At 48.3% G+C, this 21423-nt stretch carries 23 protein-coding genes; 7 read left to right on the forward strand and 16 right to left on the reverse strand.

Annotation, left to right across the window (positions count from 1 at the left end; all coding sequences use genetic code 11):
* Positions 1–13: 13 nt before the first annotated feature.
* The gene (locus tag MMIC_RS00265) at positions 14–403 is read left to right on the forward strand and encodes an Mth938-like domain-containing protein (RefSeq protein WP_072658323.1); all 390 of its coding nucleotides are present in this window, start codon (positions 14–16) and stop codon (positions 401–403) included.
* A 10-nt stretch (positions 404–413) separates the two neighbouring features.
* A complete protein-coding gene (locus tag MMIC_RS00270; RefSeq protein WP_072658324.1) occupies positions 414–788 on the forward strand; it encodes a 6-carboxytetrahydropterin synthase in 375 nt (124 codons plus the stop codon).
* Between the two features lie 54 nt (positions 789–842).
* Here MMIC_RS00270 and MMIC_RS00275 read toward each other — a convergent pair whose 3' ends face one another.
* Both MMIC_RS00275 and murI read right to left on the reverse strand, forming a co-directional pair.
* Entirely contained in the window at positions 843–1040 is a 198-nt protein-coding gene (locus tag MMIC_RS00275) for a Rho termination factor N-terminal domain-containing protein (protein ID WP_072658325.1), read from the reverse strand.
* A 127-nt stretch (positions 1041–1167) separates the two neighbouring features.
* A complete protein-coding gene (gene murI, locus MMIC_RS00280) occupies positions 1168–1956 on the reverse strand; it encodes a glutamate racemase (RefSeq protein ID WP_072658326.1) in 789 nt (262 codons plus the stop codon).
* 103 nt (positions 1957–2059) lie between these two features.
* Between murI and MMIC_RS00285 the strand changes: the two genes are divergently transcribed.
* The gene (locus MMIC_RS00285; protein WP_072658327.1) at positions 2060–2629 is read left to right on the forward strand and encodes a sigma-70 family RNA polymerase sigma factor; all 570 of its coding nucleotides are present in this window, start codon (positions 2060–2062) and stop codon (positions 2627–2629) included.
* Positions 2626–2877 carry a zf-HC2 domain-containing protein gene (locus tag MMIC_RS00290; RefSeq protein WP_072658328.1) on the forward strand — a complete coding sequence of 84 codons (252 nt, stop codon included), beginning with the start codon at positions 2626–2628 and terminating at the stop codon, positions 2875–2877. Before MMIC_RS00285 ends, MMIC_RS00290 begins: the two co-directional genes overlap by 4 nt.
* A 30-nt stretch (positions 2878–2907) precedes the next feature.
* Here MMIC_RS00290 and MMIC_RS00295 read toward each other — a convergent pair whose 3' ends face one another.
* The 4 genes from MMIC_RS00295 to pgi form a co-directional block, all read right to left on the reverse strand.
* The gene (locus MMIC_RS00295) at positions 2908–3984 is read right to left on the reverse strand and encodes a beta-propeller domain-containing protein (RefSeq protein ID WP_072658329.1); all 1077 of its coding nucleotides are present in this window, start codon (positions 3982–3984) and stop codon (positions 2908–2910) included.
* Between the two features lie 25 nt (positions 3985–4009).
* Positions 4010–5095: a TolB family protein gene (locus MMIC_RS00300; protein ID WP_072658330.1), complete on the reverse strand. Its 1086-nt coding sequence runs from the start codon at positions 5093–5095 to the stop codon at positions 4010–4012.
* 249 nt (positions 5096–5344) lie between these two features.
* A complete protein-coding gene (locus MMIC_RS00305; RefSeq protein ID WP_072658331.1) occupies positions 5345–5581 on the reverse strand; it encodes an RH3 domain-containing protein in 237 nt (78 codons plus the stop codon).
* An 87-nt stretch (positions 5582–5668) separates the two neighbouring features.
* Complete coding sequence (gene pgi / locus MMIC_RS00310) at positions 5669–7315, reverse strand: glucose-6-phosphate isomerase (RefSeq protein WP_072658332.1); 1647 nt, start codon at positions 7313–7315, stop codon at positions 5669–5671.
* 155 nt (positions 7316–7470) lie between these two features.
* Here pgi and glgA point away from each other — a divergent pair, with 155 nt between their 5' ends.
* The 3 genes from glgA to MMIC_RS00325 are packed head-to-tail and all read left to right on the forward strand — an operon-like array spanning position 7471 to position 10480.
* Entirely contained in the window at positions 7471–8928 is a 1458-nt protein-coding gene (glgA, locus tag MMIC_RS00315; RefSeq protein WP_083530357.1) for a glycogen synthase GlgA, read from the forward strand.
* The gene (locus MMIC_RS00320) at positions 8925–9842 is read left to right on the forward strand and encodes an ROK family protein (protein ID WP_072658333.1); all 918 of its coding nucleotides are present in this window, start codon (positions 8925–8927) and stop codon (positions 9840–9842) included. Before glgA ends, MMIC_RS00320 begins: the two co-directional genes overlap by 4 nt.
* Positions 9843–9856: 14 nt before the next feature.
* A complete protein-coding gene (locus tag MMIC_RS00325) occupies positions 9857–10480 on the forward strand; it encodes a YigZ family protein (RefSeq protein WP_072658334.1) in 624 nt (207 codons plus the stop codon).
* Positions 10481–10537: 57 nt separating this feature from the next.
* Here MMIC_RS00325 and MMIC_RS00330 read toward each other — a convergent pair whose 3' ends face one another.
* The 10 genes from MMIC_RS00330 to MMIC_RS00375 form a co-directional block, all read right to left on the reverse strand.
* Positions 10538–13036 (reverse strand): glycogen/starch/alpha-glucan phosphorylase, encoded by a 2499-nt coding sequence (locus tag MMIC_RS00330; RefSeq protein WP_072658335.1) that lies wholly within the window; start codon positions 13034–13036, stop codon positions 10538–10540.
* Positions 13037–13156: 120 nt separating this feature from the next.
* On the reverse strand, positions 13157–13942 hold the full coding sequence (locus MMIC_RS00335) for a formylglycine-generating enzyme family protein (RefSeq protein ID WP_072658336.1): 786 nt from the start codon (positions 13940–13942) through the stop codon (positions 13157–13159).
* 25 nt (positions 13943–13967) lie between these two features.
* Positions 13968–14570 (reverse strand): cytochrome b/b6 domain-containing protein, encoded by a 603-nt coding sequence (locus tag MMIC_RS00340; protein WP_072658337.1) that lies wholly within the window; start codon positions 14568–14570, stop codon positions 13968–13970.
* Between the two features lie 368 nt (positions 14571–14938).
* Positions 14939–15301 carry a response regulator gene (locus tag MMIC_RS00345; protein ID WP_072658338.1) on the reverse strand — a complete coding sequence of 121 codons (363 nt, stop codon included), beginning with the start codon at positions 15299–15301 and terminating at the stop codon, positions 14939–14941.
* Positions 15298–15921 carry an urease accessory protein UreH domain-containing protein gene (locus MMIC_RS00350; protein WP_072658339.1) on the reverse strand — a complete coding sequence of 208 codons (624 nt, stop codon included), beginning with the start codon at positions 15919–15921 and terminating at the stop codon, positions 15298–15300. The genes MMIC_RS00345 and MMIC_RS00350 overlap by 4 nt, the downstream gene beginning before the upstream one ends.
* 24 nt (positions 15922–15945) lie before the next feature.
* Positions 15946–16974: a 4Fe-4S binding protein gene (locus tag MMIC_RS00355; protein ID WP_072658340.1), complete on the reverse strand. Its 1029-nt coding sequence runs from the start codon at positions 16972–16974 to the stop codon at positions 15946–15948.
* 2 nt (positions 16975–16976) lie between these two features.
* Positions 16977–17774: a hypothetical protein gene (locus MMIC_RS00360; RefSeq protein ID WP_072658341.1), complete on the reverse strand. Its 798-nt coding sequence runs from the start codon at positions 17772–17774 to the stop codon at positions 16977–16979.
* Positions 17771–18307: a Spy/CpxP family protein refolding chaperone gene (locus MMIC_RS00365; RefSeq protein WP_072658342.1), complete on the reverse strand. Its 537-nt coding sequence runs from the start codon at positions 18305–18307 to the stop codon at positions 17771–17773. Before MMIC_RS00365 ends, MMIC_RS00360 begins: the two co-directional genes overlap by 4 nt.
* Before the next feature lie 24 nt (positions 18308–18331).
* Positions 18332–20539: a TonB-dependent receptor gene (locus MMIC_RS00370; RefSeq protein WP_227819273.1), complete on the reverse strand. Its 2208-nt coding sequence runs from the start codon at positions 20537–20539 to the stop codon at positions 18332–18334.
* Positions 20540–20726: 187 nt separating this feature from the next.
* A complete protein-coding gene (locus MMIC_RS00375; protein WP_072658344.1) occupies positions 20727–21422 on the reverse strand; it encodes an energy transducer TonB in 696 nt (231 codons plus the stop codon).
* Position 21423: the final 1 nt, after the last annotated feature.

Raw genomic sequence — 21423 nt, forward strand, 5'->3', positions numbered from 1 at the left:
CGGCTACTAAACCATGAAAGGCGATATCAGTGCACAACTTGCAGCAGGAACCCTGCTGTTCACCGGTTATGATGAACATGAAATCAAGGTCAATGAAAAGACATATCACTCCGGCCTGAGTATTCATAAAGGCCTGGTTACTGCCCCCTGGGGGCCTGATTGTCTGAGCGAACTCAGTATTGATGATCTGACAGCATTCACCCAATCGGCACCTGAGGTGATGATTCTCGGCACTGGACGACAAACCCGTTTTCCAAGCCCTGAAATTATGGCGTTCATGGCTGACAATCATATCGGTTTTGAATGCATGGACTCAAGAGCAGCAGCACGCACCTATAATATTCTGGTAGCAGAAGGACGCCCCGCATCGGTTGCCCTGCTTTTACCCAGCGCAAGGAAATAGATAAAACAGTATGGCACGTTTTGAGCTCTCCATTGAAACCCATTTCTCCGCTGCGCACAGCCTGCGTGACTATCCTGGGGACTGTGCCCGACTGCACGGGCATAACTGGCATGTAAAACTGTATGTCGAATGTGAAGAGCTAGATTCACTGGGGCTTGGTATAGATTACAAAATCATGAAAACCGAGCTGAAAGCGGCTCTGGAACCCTGGGATCACTATAACCTGAATGATGTGGCACCTTTTGATGTGATTAATCCATCCAGTGAAAACGTAGCGCTCGAACTTTACAAAGAGATGAGCGGCCGGTTGGACAATGCCCGCCTGCGTGTTTCCCGTATCGAAATATCGGAAACCTGTACCGCTAAAGTCACCTACTGGCCATAAAAAAACGCGGGCCATAATGACCCGCGTTTATTGTTTCAAGTGAAGCCTGCTGGATCAGGCCTGGCATTCAGCCCGGTACAGACATGGGCTTACAGAGCAGTCAGGGATGCGGGAAAAGCAATCAGTATTACCCTCAGTGATCTGAATAGTGTGAATCAAGTCGCTTTTCTTTTTCTTGGCTACGCCTTTCAGACCAAGTTCACCGGCTTTAGCCAGCAGTTCAGCTTTGGTTACTTTTTTCTGTGCAGTCATGGTTTTTTCATCCTTATATTTGAATGGCGCGAACCATAGTCACGAATGTCCACTGTGCAAGAAATAATTCCATATTTTCAGTGATTTATCTGTTTTTGCCACACATCATTACAACTGCATAAATGATTCAGATGTCAAGGCATCCAGCTACCACGGATTCACCCCATAAATATGAGAGTACAGGCGTTGAATCTGCAGCACTACTCCAGAAGTACAGACTTCCCTGCAATGTATCATCAGCCAGTAAGTCCCGTCTGTTCAGCTGCCGTTTCAACTCCCGGGCAATGGCATCACCGGTATCAACTATCGTTACTGATTCACCCACCAGTTCTCTAATCACTGATACGACAAATGGATAGTGGGTGCAGCCCAAAACAAGGGTATCGACGCCCTGCTCCATTAACGGCTTCAGATATTGATCCAGCAAGTCATATAAACGTTGAGAAGAAAGATCACCCTTTTCAATCTCTTCGACCAATCCCGGGCACGGCTGTACAAGCAGTTTGGCATCTTCAGCATAGCGATCTTTTAACTGCTTGAATTTATTGCTTCCCGATGTGCCAGTGGTCGCCAGAACTCCCACTACGCCAGAACCTGAATTGGCTACTGCAGGTTTCACTCCCGGCTCCATACCAATCACAGGTATATCAAAACTTTCTCTCAGTCGATGCACTGCAGCAGCAGTTGCAGTATTACACGCTACAACAATAGCCTTGCACTGCTGTTCAGCCAAGAAACCGGCTATCTTCATACAACGTTCTTCAACAATGCCCTCAGACTTACAACCGTAGGGCATAAAAGCTGAATCAGCCACATAGATCAAATCCTCTGCGGGTAGCAGTAAATGAATATGCTTGAGGACAGAAAGCCCTCCTACTCCGGAATCGAAAATTCCTATCGATTGTTTTCTATGCATCACAGCAACTCATGCGGGAAGCATAAGCTTTATAAGCATCAAATCCATATTGTTCGCGGTAGCTTTACCTTGAAGCAGCCCCCCCTTATGGCAGAGTCATCCTGTGAATAGTGAAAGTGATCCACATCAATGGCTGAACGAGCATGGCGATTATCTTTATCGCTATGCTATGTCGCGCCTGCACAATGAAGATCTGGCTTCAGATATGTTGCAGGAGACACTATTGGCGGGCTGGAAAGGCTTTGACAGGTTTGCCGGACAATCAACGATTCGCACCTGGCTTGTAGGCATCCTGAAACATAAAATCATCGACCATATTCGCAAGGAAATTCGCAGCAGAACGCTGAATGAAGCAGTGGAGAATGATCCTACGTCAGCATATTTCAATGACAATGGCAGCTGGAGTGAAGCACCATCTGCCTGGAAAGATAACCCTGAAGACCTCTGCCAAAGCGATCAATTTCACTCTGTATTAGAAACATGTATCAGTAAGCTGCCGGAAAAACAGCAGATTGTATTCCGTATGCGTGACATTACAGGTGAGGATACCGAAACCGTATGTAAGAGTTGCGACATTACTTCGACTCATCTGCATGTCCTGCTACATAGAGCCAGACTTGCATTGAGAAAATGCCTGGAATGGAATTGGTTTGGACAGGGAACTCAGTCATGAAACATGCATGTCATCAAATCAGTCGTCTGGCTTCAGAAAGTCTTGACCGCAAGCTCAGCCCTTGGGAAAGGCTTCGGTATCATGTGCATTTAGCCATGTGCGGGAATTGTAAGAATTGCGATAACAATCTGAAGTTGATTCGCAATGCCTCTGAGCTGATTCAGAAAACCAGATATGGCGACATCACTCTTTCAGACGATCAACGCGAAAAAATGCATCAGATTCTGAAGGAAAGTACCGGTTGTTAGCCATCCCGCTATCAACGCTGGTTTAACTACCTAGAGTTCTCCAATCACATCAACTGGCAGTGCAACACTCCAGATATGAAAGCCCGAGGTAGAACCTTTGACTCCATGCTGCTCTCGCTCTTGCTTCTGCACTTTTCGATCTGAATGGAAATAGAGCCTTCCATTTGCCGCAATAGCTGCCCCACCATCTCTGGCTTCATCGCGTGTCAAACGGGTTAAATTTCTACCATCGTGATGGATCATCCAGATATCCCAATTCATCTTGTTACCATGGTTTGCACGAATATCTCCACGGTTGGAGGTGAAAGCTATCCACTGCCCGTCAGGGCTCCAGGTAGGCTGCACATCAATACTATGATCATTGGTCAGTTGAACAAGCTCAGATCCGTCTGTATTCATCATAAACAGATGCCAGCTTTCGCCTGCCTGCATAGAAAATACAATCCTCTTTCCATCAGGTGAAAGAGATGGATTTATACCGGCAGCCAGGCCATTGATAGCACCTGTATCCTGGATGTGAAGCAAGCGAGTCTCGCCTTTTGATGGTTTCCAGTTGGAAAAATTAAATGCAGCCGATTTGCCCCGGTATGAACTGTGACGTCTCTTCTTAGCAGCCGGTTGAACAGCGATAATACTGTCATCGTTCAACACAATCGGTTGAATGAAATCTCCGATCAGACGATGTGTCCGTCTCACTGCACCCTGACTATCTGAAGCAATTGACCAGAGCCCGAGATTGCCACCCCGTTCGGATAAAAAAACTACCTGTTCATTGCCATGCCATGCAAAAGAGTCGAATGCCAACGCATCATCTGTAATGACATTCAGCACATCACCATTTTCAAGCATCCGGCGAGTGATCACACTTTTATTTCGCTTTCCTGACTGAACCAGAAGGTATTTTCCATCCGGTGAAATTCTGGGATACATTTCTGCTTCGCCACCTTCAAGGGTAAGCAGATTTACCTTCTGGGTCACCACTCTCTCTTGAGTTGAGGCTGTAGCTGATTCTGCCTGCGACACTTCTTCCAGCCAGTCCAGCAAATCTGCTGCACTAACCGGTGTTGCCAGAAGCAACAGCGCAATAAGAGAGAGGAGACGTTTCATCCGGCAGCCCGCAACACAAACAACATCAATTTAACTTCAACTTCCAGATATTCCAGTTCCGACCGGTACTGGACTGTGGAGATTGAATATTTCTATTCGAGTGAAATACAATGCTCTTGTTATCCAGCCATGCCGGGCCACCATCAACTGCCCTTCTGGCATTGGTCAAACGTTGAACCTGAATGCTTTTAATATTCAGCATATAAATCGAAGTATTATGTACGTCACCTTTAGAATCACGATTTGAGACAAACAGCAATCGTTTGCCATCAGGACTCCAGGCCGGTTCAAAATCACCGTAGGGAGAACTGGTCAGCTGGGTCAGGCCACCACCATCAATGTTCTGCATCCATATATCGTAGTTACCATTGGTCTGACGCACAAATGCAACTCTCTTCCCATCAGGTGAAATTGCACCGTTAAAAGCATTGGGAATCATAACCAACTGACTGCTTGATCGGACAAAGGTAAACAGTACAGGAGTCTCAAACTTATTCTTTTTGCCCTCTTTTGTGGCTAAATAACCGGTTTTAGGGCGGAAATTATCAGAATCGTACATCCGCCATTGCTGGCCTACGAGTTCCCAGTCCATCGGTTTACTAAACTCGGATAGCAACTGGTTATATCGCATCTTCTGAAAAGTAGAATCAAAACACCAGACATTACCGTCACTGGAAGCATTCAAATGAAATGGTGCCAGTCCGCCCCTGTAGGTTGCCATATTACCGATAGATACATGCCCATCGCCCTGACCTTGCCACATCCATGACGAGATCGGCCCCATACGGTTACTGACATAACCGATTGAACCATCATTTACAGCGACGCCATAACGCATTTCATCAATCAATGTCAGTGGTTTGAGTTCATATGCACCTGAAGAAGGTGAATTTGTGGAGGTTCGCAATACTGAATAGTGATGACCTTTACGCTGGGCATAAACCATGAAATCACCGGCGACAGAAGGGTAAAAGCTTTCCACACCCTTTACAGTAACCAGTGGCGAAACTGGAAATAACGCTTCTTCTGGCGCGCTGATTTTTTTTGCTGACACATTTTGAATTGAAACCAGTAGTGCCGCAGAAACAAGAACTAAATGCCTGACCTTCATGAAGACGCTCCTAACTATGTTATTAGCTGAATCAACAACTCTTTCTCAAGATGGGCGAATAATACAGAGACTCTCACCCTGCGCTCAAGTTAAAGGATTTTCATGTTAATTTAATCTGCAGCAATAATCCATCATGTAGCCGAAAATTCTGTATATAAACCCAAGGTTGCTCTGAACAACTACGTCCACGTAGTTGTTCAGCAGACTGTCCATGGTCTGTGCAGACACTCTGACTTATTCAGAGTAACCCTAGATTTTCCCTTCTGATTTCAAGTCATTAAGCAGATCTTCATAACTGACTACCGGTTCATAATCCTGTGCTTCAAATGCTTCCAGATTCTTCTGATCTTCAGCCAGCAGGCCTTTTACGGCCTCATTGACGATATCTGATATCGATCGATTGGTCCCTGCTGCCTTTAGTCGTAAAGCTTTGTGTATGTTTTCATCAAAATAGATGCTGGCCTGCTTGGCCTTAGACTTATCCATATCATCCTCTCGACAGACAGAATAGGTCCTTACCATTTTGACGTCAAAACATTATGACACCATACGGCCGATATCAGGCAAGCATCATTATTCTTTACGGTGCTCCTTGAAGTAGTTGATCAGGCCATTGGTGGATGCATCGTGGTTCTTTGTATCTTCGAAATCATCCAGTTCCGGTAAAATCTTTCTCGCCAACTCTTTACCCAGTTCTACGCCCCACTGATCATAAGCATTTACACCCCAGATCACGCTCTGCACAAAAATTTTCTGTTCATACATAGCAATCAAAGCACCAAGCGTTTTAGGTGTCAGCTTCTGAAACAGGATTGAATTGGTTGGTTTATTACCGGGGAACACCTTATGCGGCACCAGCGCTTCCAGAGCATCACCGCTTAATCCTTGCTCGGCCAACTCCGCTCTCACCTCAGCTTCATTTTTACCGCACATCAATGCTTCAGTCTGGGCGAAGAAATTAGAGAGCAACATCGGATGATGACGCCCAACCGGATTCTTTGTTTCTACCGGCGCCATAAAGTCACACGGAATCAGTTTGGTACCCTGATGAATCAACTGATAAAAAGCATGCTGGCCATTGGTTCCGGGTTCACCCCAGACAATCGGGCCGGTGGAGTAATCGACCGGCTCGCCATCTCGCGTTACACGTTTGCCATTACTTTCCATATCCCCCTGCTGGAAGTAAGCGGAAAAACGGTGCATATACTGGTCATAGGGCAGCATGGCATACGAATCGGCCTCGAAAAAATTATTATACCAGACACCGAGCATAGCCAGAATAACAGGAATATTTTCCTCCATCGGCGCACTGCGGAAATGCTCATCCATCTCATGCGCACCTTCGAGCAGTTCCTCGAAATGGTCCATGCCCAGATAAAGCGCAATCGACAGACCTACAGCACTCCACAATGAATAGCGCCCGCCAACCCAATCCCAAAACTCGAACATATTGGCTGTATCAATACCAAATGCAGAAACTGCCTTGGCATTGGTTGACACCGCTACAAAGTGTTTTGCCACTGCATTTTTGCTGCCACCACGGGTTAAAAACCAGTCGCGGGCTGTACGAGCATTGGTGATGGTTTCCTGCGTAGTAAAGGTTTTCGAAACGATAACAAACAGTGTTGTTTCCCGGGACAGGTGACGCAAAGTTTCAACCATATGCGTACCATCGACATTGGAAACAAAGTGCATATGCAGTTTATCGCGACCAAATGGTGTCAATGCTTCAGTCACCATGACCGGACCAAGATCTGATCCGCCAATACCGATATTGACGATATCCGTTATTTTCTTGCCCGTACTGCCCCGCCACTCACCGGAACGGACAGCCTTGGTAAATTTACGCATCTGTTTGAGCACCCGATTCACATCAGGCATCACATCATGACCATCAACGATTACCGGAGTATTGGAGCGGTTACGCAGTGCCGTATGTAATACAGCACGTCCTTCCGTATTATTAATCTTCTCACCCTTGAACATCCGCTCTGTCCAGCCGGATACGTCACGTTCTCTGGCCAGATCCATCAGCATTGCCATGGTGTCTTTAGTGATAATATTCTTGGAGTAATCAACCAGAATATCATTGAAATGAGTTGAAAACGTTTCGAATCGATCTGTATCTTCGGAGAACAGGTCGCGCATATGCACCTGTTTCATCTGTTCAGCATGCGCCGCCAGCTTTTGCCATTGGCTTGTTTGAGTCAATTCAGACACGCCCCCTCCTCCCTGCAATTTATCGATAAAGCTCTGTTTTCACCCATAGGATAGTACCTGTTCAAAAGAACTCAACCACGACTGAGCTCGGAACAACTGTTTTTTGCCTTGCGCATCAGTGCTAGTCTCGGCGCGTTATATGGGGAGAGGGAAACATGGCCAAGCTGAATATTGTCTTTATCGCTTCTGAAGCATCACCTTTAGCCAAGACCGGTGGTCTTGCAGATGTGGCTGGATCATTACCACATGCCCTGCAGCATATAGGACACCAGGTAACTGTAATCCTGCCCTTCTATCGCAGGCACCTGACCGCAAACCAGGTAAAAACCACACCGATGGATATCAGCATCGAAATGTGGGCTGACGGTGTACAACGCCATTGCCCGCTACACCAGGCACAGCTGAACGGCCTGCGTTTTATACTTGTCGAGCAGGATGACCTGTATGATCGCGAAGGCATCTACGGACCTTCCGGCGGTGCCTATGAAGATAACCTACTGCGTTATCTGCTTTTTAACCGTGTAGCACTGGAAGCGGCAGCCGGATTAAAGAAAAAAGTGGATATCATCCACTGTCATGACTGGCAGACAGGCATGATCCCGCTGCTTCTAAAAACCCAATATCAGCATCACGCCAACATCGCACAGGCCAAAACTGTTTATACCATTCATAATCTTGCCTATCAGGGTAATTTCCCAGCTGAGTGGATTCATCGGCTTGGTATCCCGAGCCATCACTTTCATCCGAATGATTATGAATTTCATGGTCAGATTAACTGCATGAAAGCAGGGATTACCTCAGCTAACGCAATTACCACAGTAAGCCCATCTTATGCCGAAGAGATTCTTACCCCCGAATACGGCTGCGAACTCGATGGTTTCCTGCAGCACCATACCGGCAAACTATCCGGCATCGTCAATGGCCTGGATATTGAGGATTGGGACCCATCCAACGACGAGACGCTGGTCGCTAACTATAAAGCTGGAAAAACCGGCGGTAAAAAGCAGTGCAAAGAGGCGCTGCAACAAGAGTTCGGACTCGACGTCTCTGCAGAGACCCCTTTGATGGTACTGATTTCACGGCTGGCAGATCAGAAGGGTATTGATCTACTGCTGGCTAATGCCCAGCGATGGATTGATCGCGGTTATCAGCTGGCGATTCTCGGCTCAGGAGACCCCCATTCAGAACATGCCTTGCATCAGATCGCCGCTGCCAACCCTAAACAGATGTATTTTTTCCGAGGCTTCAATGAGAAACTGGCCCGCCATATCTATGCAGGCGGTGACATCTTTCTGATGCCGTCTCGTTTCGAACCCTGCGGCCTTGGCCAGCTGATGGCCATGCGTTACGGCACAGTACCAGTTGTACGTGCAACAGGTGGACTGATTGATACAGTTGTTGACCACAAGCAGTCCAAGGCTACAGCCACAGGCGTCCACTTCACTGATGCAACACCGGAAGCTTTCGATGAAGCCGTAGAGTATGCCGTTGCTCTGTATCACAACTCCACCATCTGGTCGCGCATGCGCAGCAATGCCCTGAAACGCGATTCTTCCTGGGAAGCGTCAGCCGCCGATTATGCCAAACTGTATGAAGCACTGCTCAGCGCATGAGACAGGTTCTTGCTGCTGACATAGGTGGCACCAATATCCGCCTGGCACTGGTTTCTGAAGACGGCTGCATTATTGATGAAACACGCTGCACCGCAGAATTAAGCCGGCATAACCTGCAATCCCAGCAGAATGCTGAAGTGCATATTCTCAACGCTTTGTGCGAAGTGATTCAGCCATTTGCAGACATGCATGCTGTCACAAGCCTGGGCATGGGTTTCCCTGGATTTTTCCATAGTCAGAGCGGGCTTCTGGCCAGCTCACCCAATCTTCCCCTGCTGAGAGATTTTGCACTGGCAGAAAGACTGGCTGAACAACTCTCGATCGATGTTGCTGTCGAGAATGATGCCCTCTGCGCAGCTATTGGAGAGCACCGTTATGGCGCAGGCAAAGGGTACGCCAATTTACTACATGTCACACTTGGAACCGGTATCGGCAGCGGCCTGATACTTAATCATGCGCCCTACTCCGGCGAGCATGGGATGGCCATGGAGTTCGGGCATCTCTGCATCGAACATCACGATGGGCGCTTATGCGGCTGCGGAAATCATGGCTGTGTTGAAGCTTATGCATCAGCCACTGCTATCATTCGGCGCTTTAACGAATGCTGTGGTGCACACAGTGATGCAAAAGAAGTGTTTGAACTGGCGCAACAGGGTCATGATTGCGCCAATCGAATCATGCTGGAGGCAGGTCAATATCTTGGCATGGCAATCGCTGAAGCAGTAAAACTGCTCGACGTTACCAGCATCACTGTCAGTGGTGGTTTAAGCGGTGCCTGGGACTTACTCTACCCTGCTTTGATGTCCGAATTGGACACCAATCTTATTCCACCCTTAAAGGGCAAGGTAGACGTACTGCGCTCCACACTCGATGACAATGCCGGCCTGCTCGGAGCTGCGGCCATCGCCCCCTGACTTCAAAACAGCCTGTGAGTTCCTCCTACAGCATTCCCTCTAAACATATCTGTGTCGAACAGGAGATCAAACGCAGTCGTTTTGTTGCCGATATAGGACATGCTGAAAGTAAAGCTGATGCTATTGCGTTTATCGACCTGATAAAAAAGCGTGAGCCTGAAGCACGCCACCACTGCTGGGCCTATATTGCTGGTCACCCGATAGAATCCATTGAACGAGGCTGCTCGGATGCCGGAGAGCCGCAGGGTACAGCAGGAAAACCGATGTTGAATGTACTGCAACACAAGGGCATCGGTGAAATCGTAGTCGTAGTGAGTCGCTATTTCGGCGGCATTAAACTCGGCGCCGGTGGGCTGGTTCGTGCCTATGCATCTTCCGTACAGCAGGCCATTGATGCCCTGCCGCTGAGCCAACACATTGTAACTGTTCCGGCTGTTTTAAATGTCCCGTTTGCGCTGGAAAATCAAACCCGTCGCCTGTTGGATCATGGTAATATAGTCATTAAACAGACGGTTTATAAGAATGATGTCGAGATATTTATCGAAGTCGAAGCCGGTAAAGAACCTGAATTAGAAGAATCACTTACCAACATGAGCAGTGGCCGTGCCACTGTTATCTTTCCCGAATCTGAAACATAAAAAAACGCGGAGGTTGATAACCCCCGCGTTTTTTTATCGTTAAGTACTACGGTCTGATCAGCGTGTAAGGCCATTCGGAGCAATCGGCTCCAGCTTCCAGATATCACGATTATAATCCTGCATGGTACGGTCAGTAGAAAACTTGCCGCTATATGCAGTATTCAGAACGCTCATCTTCTGCCAGCGATCCTGATCCTGGAATACCGTTGCAGCTTCCTGCTGGGCATCGATATATGAACGGAAATCTGCTGCCACTAACCACGGATCATCCGGGCTTCGGATAGCATGGATAATGGATGCAAACTGACCCGGTTCAAACTGACTGAAGTGACCACACTCAAGCAGTTCCATGACTCGTGAGAAATCAACATCGGCAGCAATAATTGCATTTGGATCATAGTTACCACGTGTAGCATCCACCTCGGCAGCAGTCAGGCCAAACAGGAAGAAGTTTTCTTCCCCCACTTCTTCACGGATTTCGATATTTGCGCCATCGAGTGTGCCAATGGTCATGGCACCGTTCATCATGAACTTCATATTACCGGTTCCGGAAGCTTCCTTACCGGCTGTGGAGATCTGCTCAGAGAGATCAGCTGCAGGTGCGATGATTTCCATAGCAGAAACGCGGTAGTTCGGGAAGAACACCACTTTCAACTTATCACCCACTTCAGGGTCATTATTCACCACGTCTGCAATATTATTGGTCAGTTTAATAATCTGCTTGGCCATATAATAACCAGGAGCTGCTTTACCACCGATCAATACGCAGCGCGAGGTCCAGTTTTCAGTATCGCCGCGTTTGATACGGTCATACAGATGAATCACATGCAGCAGGTTTAACAGCTGGCGTTTATACTCATGAATACGTTTTACCTGAATATCAAACATGGCGTCCGGGTTAAACGTAACACCACACTCCTTCTCAACTACTGTCGCAAGACGCTGTTTGTTCTCACGTTTGCAGGCCGCCCACTGTGCACGGAAATCTTTATTATCAGCATATGGAGCCAGCTTACGCAGCTGATCCAGATCGGTAACCCACGCTTCACCAATCGTTTCTGAAATCAATTTGGACATCGGTTTATTACACCATGCCATCCAGCGGCGCTGTGTAACACCGTTGGTCTTGTTATTGAATTTCTCCGGCCACAGGGCATAGAAGTCGGAAAACAGGCCTTCAACCAATAGATCGGAGTGTAATTGCGCCACACCATTGACCGAGAAGCAGCCAACCAGTGCCAGATAAGCCATACGTACCTGCTGTACGTCACCCTCTTCAATAATCGACATACGACGCTGGCGTTCAATATCACCGGGCCAATGCTTGGCAATTTCAGAAAGGAAACGTGCATTGATCTCATAAATGATATCAAGAATGCGTGGCAGCAGACGACCAAACAGGTATACCGGCCAGCGCTCCAGAGCTTCCGGAAGCAGTGTATGATTGGTATAGGCCATGGTTTTCGAAGTAATAGCCCAGGCTTCATCCCAACCCAGACGATAATCATCAAGCAGAATGCGCATCAATTCGGCTACAGAAACTGTCGGATGCGTATCGTTCAGTTGGAAACAGTTCTTTTCGGCGAACTGACTGAAATCAGTTCCGTGATGTTCAACCCACTGACGAAGCACATCCTGAATACTGGCAGAGGCAAGGAAATACTGCTGTCTCAGACGCAGCTCTTTACCATTTTCACTGGAATCATTCGGATAGAGTACCATGGAAATGTGCTCAGCCTCATTCTTCTGGGCCACCGATTCCGGATAACTACCTGCATTAAACTCACCCAGATCAAATTCATCAGTTGCTGCAGACTTCCACAGACGCAGTGTATTGACCGTACCATTTTCATAGCCCGGAACCGGAGTATCGAAAGGAATAGCAATCACATCGTGTGAATCCACCCAGCGGCAGCGCTGTACACCGCTATCATCATGGTAACATTCAGTACGGCCGCCAAAGTGGATACGCTGAGCATATTCAGGGCGCTCAACTTCCCATACATTGCCATTAATCAGCCAGTGATCAGGTTCTTCAACCTGATGACCATTGATTATCTTCTGACGGAACATACCGTATTCATAGCGAATGCCATATCCGGTCACAGGTAACTGCAGCGTTGCACAGCTATCAACGAAGCAGGCTGCCAGGCGACCCAGACCACCGTTACCAAGACCTGCATCATTTTCATGTTCGATTTTTTCTTCCAGATTCAGACCCAATGTATTCAGGGCTTCCTGAACCTGTGGCTCAAGTCCCAGATTAAGAACGGCATTGCCAAGCGCACGCCCCATCAGAAACTCAAGTGACAAATAATAAGCCCGTTTGCCATCCTTCGCTTCATAAGCGTCTTTGGTACTTTTCCAGTTCTCCATCAGATGGTCGCGTACGGCATATGCAAGCGCACGGTAGCGATAATGGTAGTCCGTGCTGGTAGAATGTTGGCCCAGCGTACGCAGGAAATGCCTCTGAATACCGTTGACTAAGCCATCCGCTGTTTTATCCAGCGGTGGAACATCCGTAATACGACGGTGTGGTTTGACTGTATCATTCATGATTAATAAACCTTGGGGAAAAATTATGGTGGCGCATTCTATACAGATGCAGCCTCTATTTCACGAACATAAAAAAAGGCCGCCTGATGGGCGACCTTTTTCAACACACTTTATTAGCTCTTATTGTTCACGAACAATACGGAAACCGATATAAGGCAAGCGATATCGCGGGTGATATACGCGCCGGTCACCCGAACGCAGACCTTTAGGGAAGAAGTACCATGCTCCACCTCGAACCGAACGGTTTTCATTGGATTTCACATCACTGCAACGCTGCTCATCACCTTCAAAATCTTCGTTGTAAAAAGAACAGGTCCACTCCCAAACGTTTCCGTGCATATCATACAAACCCCACGGATTCGGCTTTTTCTGACCTACAGGATGGGATTTTTTATCAGCATTAGTGCTGTTCCACGCATAGTCCGGGAAATCATTCGGGTTATCACCCCATGAAAAAGCTGTGGTAGTACCAGCACGCGCAGCATATTCCCATTCAGCTTCGGTCGGCAGGCGATACTTGGAACCTGTTTTTTTGGAGAGCCATTTCAGATACATCTGGGCATCATGCCATTTCACATGAATAACAGGCATATCACCGCGACCCCAGCCACGATCATTTGCTTTGGAGTTTCCTGTCTTTTTGCAAAACTCATCATATTGCTTAAAGGTGGTCTCGTATTTCGCCAGCCAGAAGCCTTTGCTTATTTCCACTTCATGCTGCACTTCATCGGGATAACGACCCGGTTCAGTTTCAGGTGTACCCATGACAAATTTGCCAGGGCCGATGTAAATAAATTCAATGCCCATCTCATCGGTCATGGTATCACCGTGCTTGGGTGCCTCAGCAGCAGCCATAGCCGGTAACAGCATGACGGCAGTGATCAATGCAGCGAACAAGCTGCTCATTCTGAAGTTCATAATATACACTCGCTTATTTCCACTTGATTTTAGGACGCTCGAAAATATCGAGAATATGTTTGTGCCCGAGAACCAGGTGGTAGAGTACCATTCCCACATGACAGGCCAGGAAGGTCCAGATGACTACACCGAAAAATTCATGCGCTTCGAACATCAACAACATATCCTGAGTCATGGTTCCGTCTGAGCGCACGCCATTCATCACATATGCACCTGTCAGCCCCAGTGCGATCAGGGTCAGGAATCCCAGCCCGTGCATCGCACCAGCCAAAGCGCCTCTATTTTCAGGCGGAGCGAGATTACCGGTAAACACGCCCGGTAATTCTTCTTTTGCAGAATTGAAGAATGCAGAACGATGACGTTTGGAGAACCATGGAACCAGACGGCCCCAGGCATCCTTTTCAGCAAAACGGGTCATGGCATAAATACTACTGATTAAAAATGCTCCCCAGCCAAATAGCATAATATGCAGGGAGAAAAGAACTGTTTCATAGGTCACCAGCTTGCCGGGCTCCGGAACAAACATCAGTAAGGAACTGATAAGCTGAAATGCCACTGTGACAATCATGGAAATATGCATCACTCGCGTCACAGTTGTAAGACGTTGGGTACTCATTATTTTATATAACCTCCAGCATTTGAGTGCAGGCACACACTACTGAAGATTATTATATTATCAACCACTAATATAATGAGACTATTTAATCACCACAGTTTAACATGCCTTGCGGGCACGGCAGCCTCCTCTTTCGTGAGGCGATTTCAAGCATAACTTTTTTTATCGAACAATTGGGTAGAAAAATATCGATGGAGTAGCATTGAAAAGCCCCGCCTTATCTGGCACAACGCTGTGACAACTGCAATGATAACGACACTATCAATACTCAGGCGTTGAATAATAGTACCAATACCCCCGGTTTCGCAGAGAAGATAGCAAGATGTGGAACATCGAGAACGTTTCACAACACAACCTGAGAATAGAGACTACCTGCGCAGAACTGATCGGATGCAGTCTCTCAAAAAAACGACAGAATATGGTTTGGTCAGCAAATAATAGTTACTGAATTCACCAATCTGTTGAACAGCCTGGCGCTCTTGCATATCTGTCATGAACAAAACAGGAACATCAGCATTGTCATCTCTGATATCTTTCGCTGCATCAATGCCGTTTTTACCCTGATGAAGATCTGCAATCACAAGAACAATGTCAGACTCACGCAGGGCAAACTTATCAATGCACTGCTGCCCATCACCAGTATTCAGTATTTCAAAGCCGAGCGACTGCTGCATTGAATCCTGCACCTTACCCAGATCACCTATAAGGAGAAGTGCAGGAGCTTTTTTCACAGGGAAATCCAGCCCATGCCGACTCCAACGCCAACAAACGCCAGTACTGATGCACCAAGGCGTGCCAACTGCTGTTGTCTGCCTCTGAGTTGCAAACGAATTTCACTGCCTGCCCTGCCCAGTCCGTAGCCGAAAATGATTTGAGGTATAACAATCGCTCCCGCGCCAAAGGAAATCCCCAGCAACAAACCGTAGGCACCCGAACCGGTAGTGGCTGCCGCTGCCATCACAGCTGCCAGCGGTGCGCATGGGCGAAGGCCCATGGCAAACCCCATACCGAACAGTCCCGCCCTGAGTCTCTTTTTCTGACCGGCAGAAGAGCAACCCGCCACCCTGCCCTTTCTCCATAAAAGAACGGCAGAGAAGAACAGCATAGCAGCAAAGATCAGATTGGCGTGACTCATATCAAGCAGGCCAACCAGTGAAGCACCGAGCAGCCCTGAAATCGCAGCAAGCAAAGCATAAGCAGTTAAACGGCCAAGGTTAAAACGCAGAGTTTGCAAAGCGGTCTCTTTAGCACCGATATCCTGAGCCAAAAGCATCACCCCCAGGGTAGGAATACAGGTAAACATGCATGCACCCGCCCCGAATGAGAGGCCGATGATGAATGTCGCCAGCATGGCGGAAAAAAGAACCTCCAACTTCTAGCCCTTCTTCACGCGGCGGGAAGGTTTCTGTTTTCCCTCCCAGGCCTTCTGGGCTTTGTTACGTTCCTTGAAATACTGGGGATCGGACACCTTGATTGGAATCACCGCATACTTCATTGCCATCACACCCTTATCAGGACAAAACTCCACACAGCGACCACACAGCGTGCAATCAGGGAAGAGGATATCCTTCTCCTTCGATGTGTGGATTTCGCGGATATCCATCGGGCAAGCCTTGGAACAGAGACCGCATTTTTCACAACGCGGCGTATAGTTTTTCACCAGTTTCACCAGCCCCACTTTGCGGAACAGCGCATGCATAGCCAGCATCGGGCAGATTCGACAGAACGGCTGACGCATGCTTAGCGAAAGCACCAGAATCAAGCCGAACATTGTGTCGGCAATAATCGACAGGATCATGTAACCGGTGGAAGAGGTATCAATATAAAGCTGGTTCAACTGTCCGGCGGCAAGGCTGGTTAAAATACGGCTTGGACAAATTTTACAGAATGGATCTCCCAGTTCATGACCGACAAAACCCATACCTGATGCCAATGGAAACAGAACCACCAGCAATCCGAGCATCAGCCACTTGGCAGGCCTGATGCGGTCCACCAGATTGTCATCCAGAGAGTCGGTGCGATTGAAACGCAATTTCTGGCCGATCATGCCGATCACTTCCTGGAAGAAACCGAGTGGACAAAGCCAGCCACAGAATGCCTTGTTCAAGAGCACAAACAGAATGATGAAGGTCGCAAGCGTTGTGAGTATCGGCATAATCACACTCAAGCCGAAAGCACCTGCATTAATCGCAGGCCCGAGAAGATGACCAAACTGATGCTGCAAAGGAATCAGCACACAGTAATCAGCTGTTTTGGCATCATACGCACAGGCTAGAACCGGAAATGCACCCGATAATTTATCTGCCGAATAGAAACCGACAAACACCGAACCATAGACGAGAAACAGGAATGCCAGCAGCTGCACAACTTTGCGAATCACAGATAAGTTTTTCCACAATGGCATAATTATTTCTCCTTACGGCGACGGGAGCGCACTGTAATCAAGCCACCCAGCAGCATACCTGCAACAACTGTGGCAAGCCCCAGCTCGGTTGACTGCCAATGCTCCGGATTAATGTGATATGCGGATGAAAAGGTGGTGGTGAAGCGCTGTTCCCCTTCTGCGTAGTTCGCGGTCAATAAAAATTCAGATGGGCGGTTACCCATGCGGCCCGATTTGATTATCGAAAAGTCTTCGGGAAGTGCGACGATCAGTTTGCCTGCAACATCAGTTTGAAGTACTGCATCGCTTCCATTTGCTGTCTTCAGCAACACGGTTGTATTCGCAAGAGGCTTACCCTTGTAAGAAACAACAAACACGGCTTCGGTATTGGAATAATAACGCCAGTGTTCTCTGGCAAGCGGCGCCGGTTTTATTTCCAGTGCCGCTTTTGCATGCTTGATCAGTAGTGAAGGCGATTCGCCGGATGGTTTACCGAACATATAAACATAACGCACGGCTGACTCGTACAGCTTTCCGTCGCTGCGAGTAGCAAGCAGAGCATGATAGTTATCCATGCCTGTAGACTTCACTGTTACCCTGCCATGCTCTCCCTGCATGGGCATGACACTCAGTTTGGGGTTGATTAAGGAAAGTTCAGCTCCCACACCATCATGCAACATAAATGTTTTAGCGGCATGGCGGCCACCATGACCGCCATGTCCATGCTTGGCGGGAGCAGGGGCCCAGCTCATGGCTGCCTGTGCTGTGAAGCTGAAAAGAGCCACGGCCAGCATGACTCCAGCCAATACTTTGATTTTCACTTGCTTGCGCCCGCTGCCGTTTTAGCGGCATAAAGCCTGGACTTCTGCTCATCGGACAGCAGACGCGAAGCTTTCACCGAGGCCATCAGATTGGCCTGCAATTTGGCAGCTCGAAGCTCGCCCATGCGTGCCGTATATGCCTTGATATCGCGATCATTTAAATTACCACTATGCAACTTGCTACGAAATTCAGCGACAGTAATCTGTGCTTCGGCATGCGCTTTTGCTGCCCCTGTTTCTGCAGCAAGCAGTAGTTCACCAATCTGTTTGCGCTGCTTGTCACTCAAGCCAATCAGATCGCTTTTGCTAAGAATCTTGCGGATATATCTCGGGCTTTTGCCCGGAATCTTATAGTGGCCCGATTCTTTGTAAGCCGGTGCTTTGGCAGTGCTAAGCGGACAGTCCTGCGCTTTTGCCCCCTTAAAATCGCAGTCACTGGCCGGACAGGCTTTTCCACCGCAGGCAAGTGCTGAAGTGGAAAGCAGTAAAGCTGCAGATGTTGCAATCATCAGGTGTTTCAGCTGTTTGTTCATTTGATACCTCCGTTTCTGTGTGAATTAAAAAGTTGCTGTCATGCCGGCTGTCCAGCGGCGCCCCGGATTGACCACAATAGAGAGGTCTTCAGCGTTGTAGGTGAAATCAGCATTACTATCGTAGTAGCCGCGTGCGGTGTTGTAATAGGTACGGTCAAATGCATTATCGAGGCGGGCAAAGAGATTGAATTCCACGGCCTTGTTGGCACCAACGGAGAAATCATAGTTAGCCACCAGATCGAATATGGCATGACCACCGATTTTCTCCTGATTAATTTCATCAGCGTAATACCAGCTCTGGGCATTCATTTCGCCGGTCAGCGTGAATCCCTCAAATGGTTTCACACGCGCAGCGACGAACAGTTTATGTTTTGGCGCACGCGGCACCACATTACCGCTATTGTCATAGCTGATCCTGGTGTTGGCTCCCGGTCTGGGGCTGAAACGATTACCCAACAATAGATTGAAGTTGTCGTAGCGGGTGAATTTCGCATCAAGCAGTGTGTAAGCCACATCCATCGAAAAGATCTGCTCCTGATCACTCTTCAGGGAAAACTCAAGACCACGGTTGCGCATGCCACCGATATTCTGATACTGATCTATCACACCGTTATTCGGTGTGGCATACTGACCGGCCACGTTGAGGATAAAATCCTTACGGTCGATCTGAAATGCTGCAATGTCCCACTCCACGCCACCGGCAATACGTCCTCGCAAACCAATTTCATAATTGACTGCCCTTTCAGGTGTAAGGTTCGGGTTGGCAGCCACATTGCCTGTCAATGAAATCGTACCGGCAAATAACTGTTGAATAGTCGGTGCACGGAAACCGGTAGTGATATTGGAGTAAAGCGCCACAGAATCATTGATCTCGTAGTTAATACCGCCTCGCCATGAGCCCACATTAAAACGCCTGGACAGATCCGTGGCCGGTGCCGCAGGCAGGTAGTCTTCATAGCTCAGTTTGATATGATCATAACGACCATTCATGGTCGCGGTAAGTCCATCAGCCACCCTGAATTTCAGTTCCCCATAGCCGGCATACATGCGCTCTTTAGTCTGATTATCACTGATCAGGGTCCCTGCTGTTGTAACGGGTGAAAAAGCGCTGGCACGGAAATCCTGCAGGATAGTCACTTTGTTTTTGTAACTGTTATCGCGCAGATCAAAGGCACCCAGCCAGGCTAAATGATCGCTGCCGCCACGCCACTCGCCCTTCAGACCACGCTGCGTCTGCTTGTAATCATTATCATTCTGATAGGCATTAACGTCGGTAACGGGAAGCCGATTCACGCCGGTACGAATCGGTGCAGTCCAGAATTTGGTATGATCACCAAACTGGTAAATATTGAGCATCAGGTTACTGCTTTCCGAGAGATCGTTGGCGTAAGTCAGATAATATTTACCCAGATCAACATTGTAGTTTCGGGCATAGTCGCGACCACTTACACTGGTCGGATCAACTGCTGCCTGCGTAACGCCTTCCACAGTGCCATGGCTATCCTTGAAACGTTTCGCCACTTCCCAGCCCAGGGTCAGGTCACTCGTGTCAGAGAGATAAGCCTGCAGCTTACCATTAAGATAATCGGCCTTGTATTTACCCTGAAAATAATAACTGTCGGCATCACGGCGACTCAGCTGCACATGGCCGGAAACTTTATCGCCTGCAAAACCGGCACGTACCATACCACGTTTGTAGCCGAAACTGCCTGCCTCGGCCGAGAGCTGACCACCTGCCATTTTAGCACCGCGTTTGGTGGTAATAATTACCGCTCCGGCCAGCGCATCATCACCGAACAGATAAGACGCTCCGCCCTTAATCACCTTGATCGACTCAATGTCATCCATGTTGATATTCACGCGTCCGGTACGTTCAAAGACAGGTACGCCATCAATCACTACCGCAACGCCGGGTTTCTCACCCATAAAACGTTGATTCTCAACACCACGAATATGAATCTTCAGAGAGTCCTGACTCTGCAGCTCAGCTGTAACACCGGGAATGGCATCGAGAATCTGTTTGATATTCTCGGCATGCGCTTTTTCCACTTTGGAGCCGGATATCACCGAGACATTGGACGGCTCACCACGTTTGGACTCAAAACGATCATCAATGGTAGTGGAATCCACCTGCATCAGTCCCATATCTTCTGCGCCGGAAATATTCGGCAAGGCCAAGAAAGCCAGCAATGAGGCAGCAACTGCCACATGTCTCTTCATTTTCAGGTTCATCATCTCTCCCCGTTGTAATCAGTTCGGGGCGAAGATTATGAGGCGGGGAGGATGTGAAAATTAGGCAAATTGTCGCGCGGCGCATTGTCGCGCGACAGATTGACGCGCGACAGAATGACGCAATCAGTTATAACAATTGAAGAGGCAATGACACGAATAACAGATGTTCAGTGTATATCTATACAGCTCAGGATGCTTTCAGATTGAAACGCATACGAAACTGGCACTCAAGCGGACAGTGAATGCCAGCTGGTGGCTGTGGCATCGGTGTTGCCTTTTCCACAGCCTGTCTGGCCGCGGCTACCAATAAGGAAGGACCATTTTCAACAACCAACTTGTAAGCCGAACCATCGGGAAGCAATGTGAAACTGACATTCACTTCGCCTTCTATGCCTCTGCGACGGGCTGCTTTGGGATACCATTTATGCTGCTCGATATGCGCCATCACCTCAGTGAGATAGCGTTCTGTCTCCCGCTTGATCAGACCTTCATCAATCTGCGGAACTGCAGCAGATGCCGCGGCGGGTTCCTGAGCAGCCACGGCTACAGGCTCACTGATCTGTTCTTCAACGGACTCGTGAACCGGTTTCACAACTTTTTTCCGAACCGTCTTCTTCTCCGGCTTGCGTTTCGGCTTCGGTTTAGGCTTTGCTTTTTCCGGTTTGATCTCGGGCACGATATCGGGTGCCGCCACAGGCTGAGGTGCCGGAGCCAGAAAGCTAAGACGGGTAACCGATTCAATGGGCTGCTGAGTAGCTGTTGCCGGTGTACCACCATAGCTGGCGAAAAGAAGCCCGTGCAACAGCAGCGAAAGTGTAATCGCCCCATAGCGAATGCCATGGCCTGAAAGGCTGACGGAGGGTGCCAGAATCAATGTACTCATC

Source organism: Mariprofundus micogutta (genome assembly GCF_001895085.1).
Taxonomy (GTDB): Bacteria; Pseudomonadota; Zetaproteobacteria; order Mariprofundales; family Mariprofundaceae; genus Mariprofundus; species Mariprofundus micogutta.

What these genes read in the sequence shown, in the direction of transcription:
- MMIC_RS00300 (WP_072658330.1), bottom strand. Translation starts at nt 5,095, where the DNA reads ATGAAGGTCAGGCATTTAGTTCTTGTTTCTGCGGCACTACTGGTTTCA.
- MMIC_RS00370 (WP_227819273.1), bottom strand. Translation starts at nt 20,539, where the DNA reads ATGAACCTGAAAATGAAGAGACATGTGGCAGTTGCTGCCTCATTGCTG.
- MMIC_RS00290 (WP_072658328.1), top strand. Translation starts at nt 2,626, where the DNA reads ATGAAACATGCATGTCATCAAATCAGTCGTCTGGCTTCAGAAAGTCTT.
- MMIC_RS00330 (WP_072658335.1), bottom strand. Translation starts at nt 13,036, where the DNA reads ATGAATGATACAGTCAAACCACACCGTCGTATTACGGATGTTCCACCG.
- MMIC_RS00265 (WP_072658323.1), top strand. Translation starts at nt 14, where the DNA reads ATGAAAGGCGATATCAGTGCACAACTTGCAGCAGGAACCCTGCTGTTC.
- MMIC_RS00350 (WP_072658339.1), bottom strand. Translation starts at nt 15,921, where the DNA reads ATGCTGGCGACATTCATCATCGGCCTCTCATTCGGGGCGGGTGCATGC.
- glgA (WP_083530357.1), top strand. Translation starts at nt 7,471, where the DNA reads ATGGCCAAGCTGAATATTGTCTTTATCGCTTCTGAAGCATCACCTTTA.
- MMIC_RS00295 (WP_072658329.1), bottom strand. Translation starts at nt 3,984, where the DNA reads ATGAAACGTCTCCTCTCTCTTATTGCGCTGTTGCTTCTGGCAACACCG.
- murI (WP_072658326.1), bottom strand. Translation starts at nt 1,956, where the DNA reads ATGCATAGAAAACAATCGATAGGAATTTTCGATTCCGGAGTAGGAGGG.
- MMIC_RS00375 (WP_072658344.1), bottom strand. Translation starts at nt 21,422, where the DNA reads ATGAGTACATTGATTCTGGCACCCTCCGTCAGCCTTTCAGGCCATGGC.
- MMIC_RS00335 (WP_072658336.1), bottom strand. Translation starts at nt 13,942, where the DNA reads ATGAGCAGCTTGTTCGCTGCATTGATCACTGCCGTCATGCTGTTACCG.
- MMIC_RS00365 (WP_072658342.1), bottom strand. Translation starts at nt 18,307, where the DNA reads ATGAACAAACAGCTGAAACACCTGATGATTGCAACATCTGCAGCTTTA.
- MMIC_RS00275 (WP_072658325.1), bottom strand. Translation starts at nt 1,040, where the DNA reads ATGACTGCACAGAAAAAAGTAACCAAAGCTGAACTGCTGGCTAAAGCC.
- MMIC_RS00320 (WP_072658333.1), top strand. Translation starts at nt 8,925, where the DNA reads ATGAGACAGGTTCTTGCTGCTGACATAGGTGGCACCAATATCCGCCTG.
- MMIC_RS00305 (WP_072658331.1), bottom strand. Translation starts at nt 5,581, where the DNA reads ATGGATAAGTCTAAGGCCAAGCAGGCCAGCATCTATTTTGATGAAAAC.
- MMIC_RS00270 (WP_072658324.1), top strand. Translation starts at nt 414, where the DNA reads ATGGCACGTTTTGAGCTCTCCATTGAAACCCATTTCTCCGCTGCGCAC.
- MMIC_RS00340 (WP_072658337.1), bottom strand. Translation starts at nt 14,570, where the DNA reads ATGAGTACCCAACGTCTTACAACTGTGACGCGAGTGATGCATATTTCC.
- MMIC_RS00355 (WP_072658340.1), bottom strand. Translation starts at nt 16,974, where the DNA reads ATGCCATTGTGGAAAAACTTATCTGTGATTCGCAAAGTTGTGCAGCTG.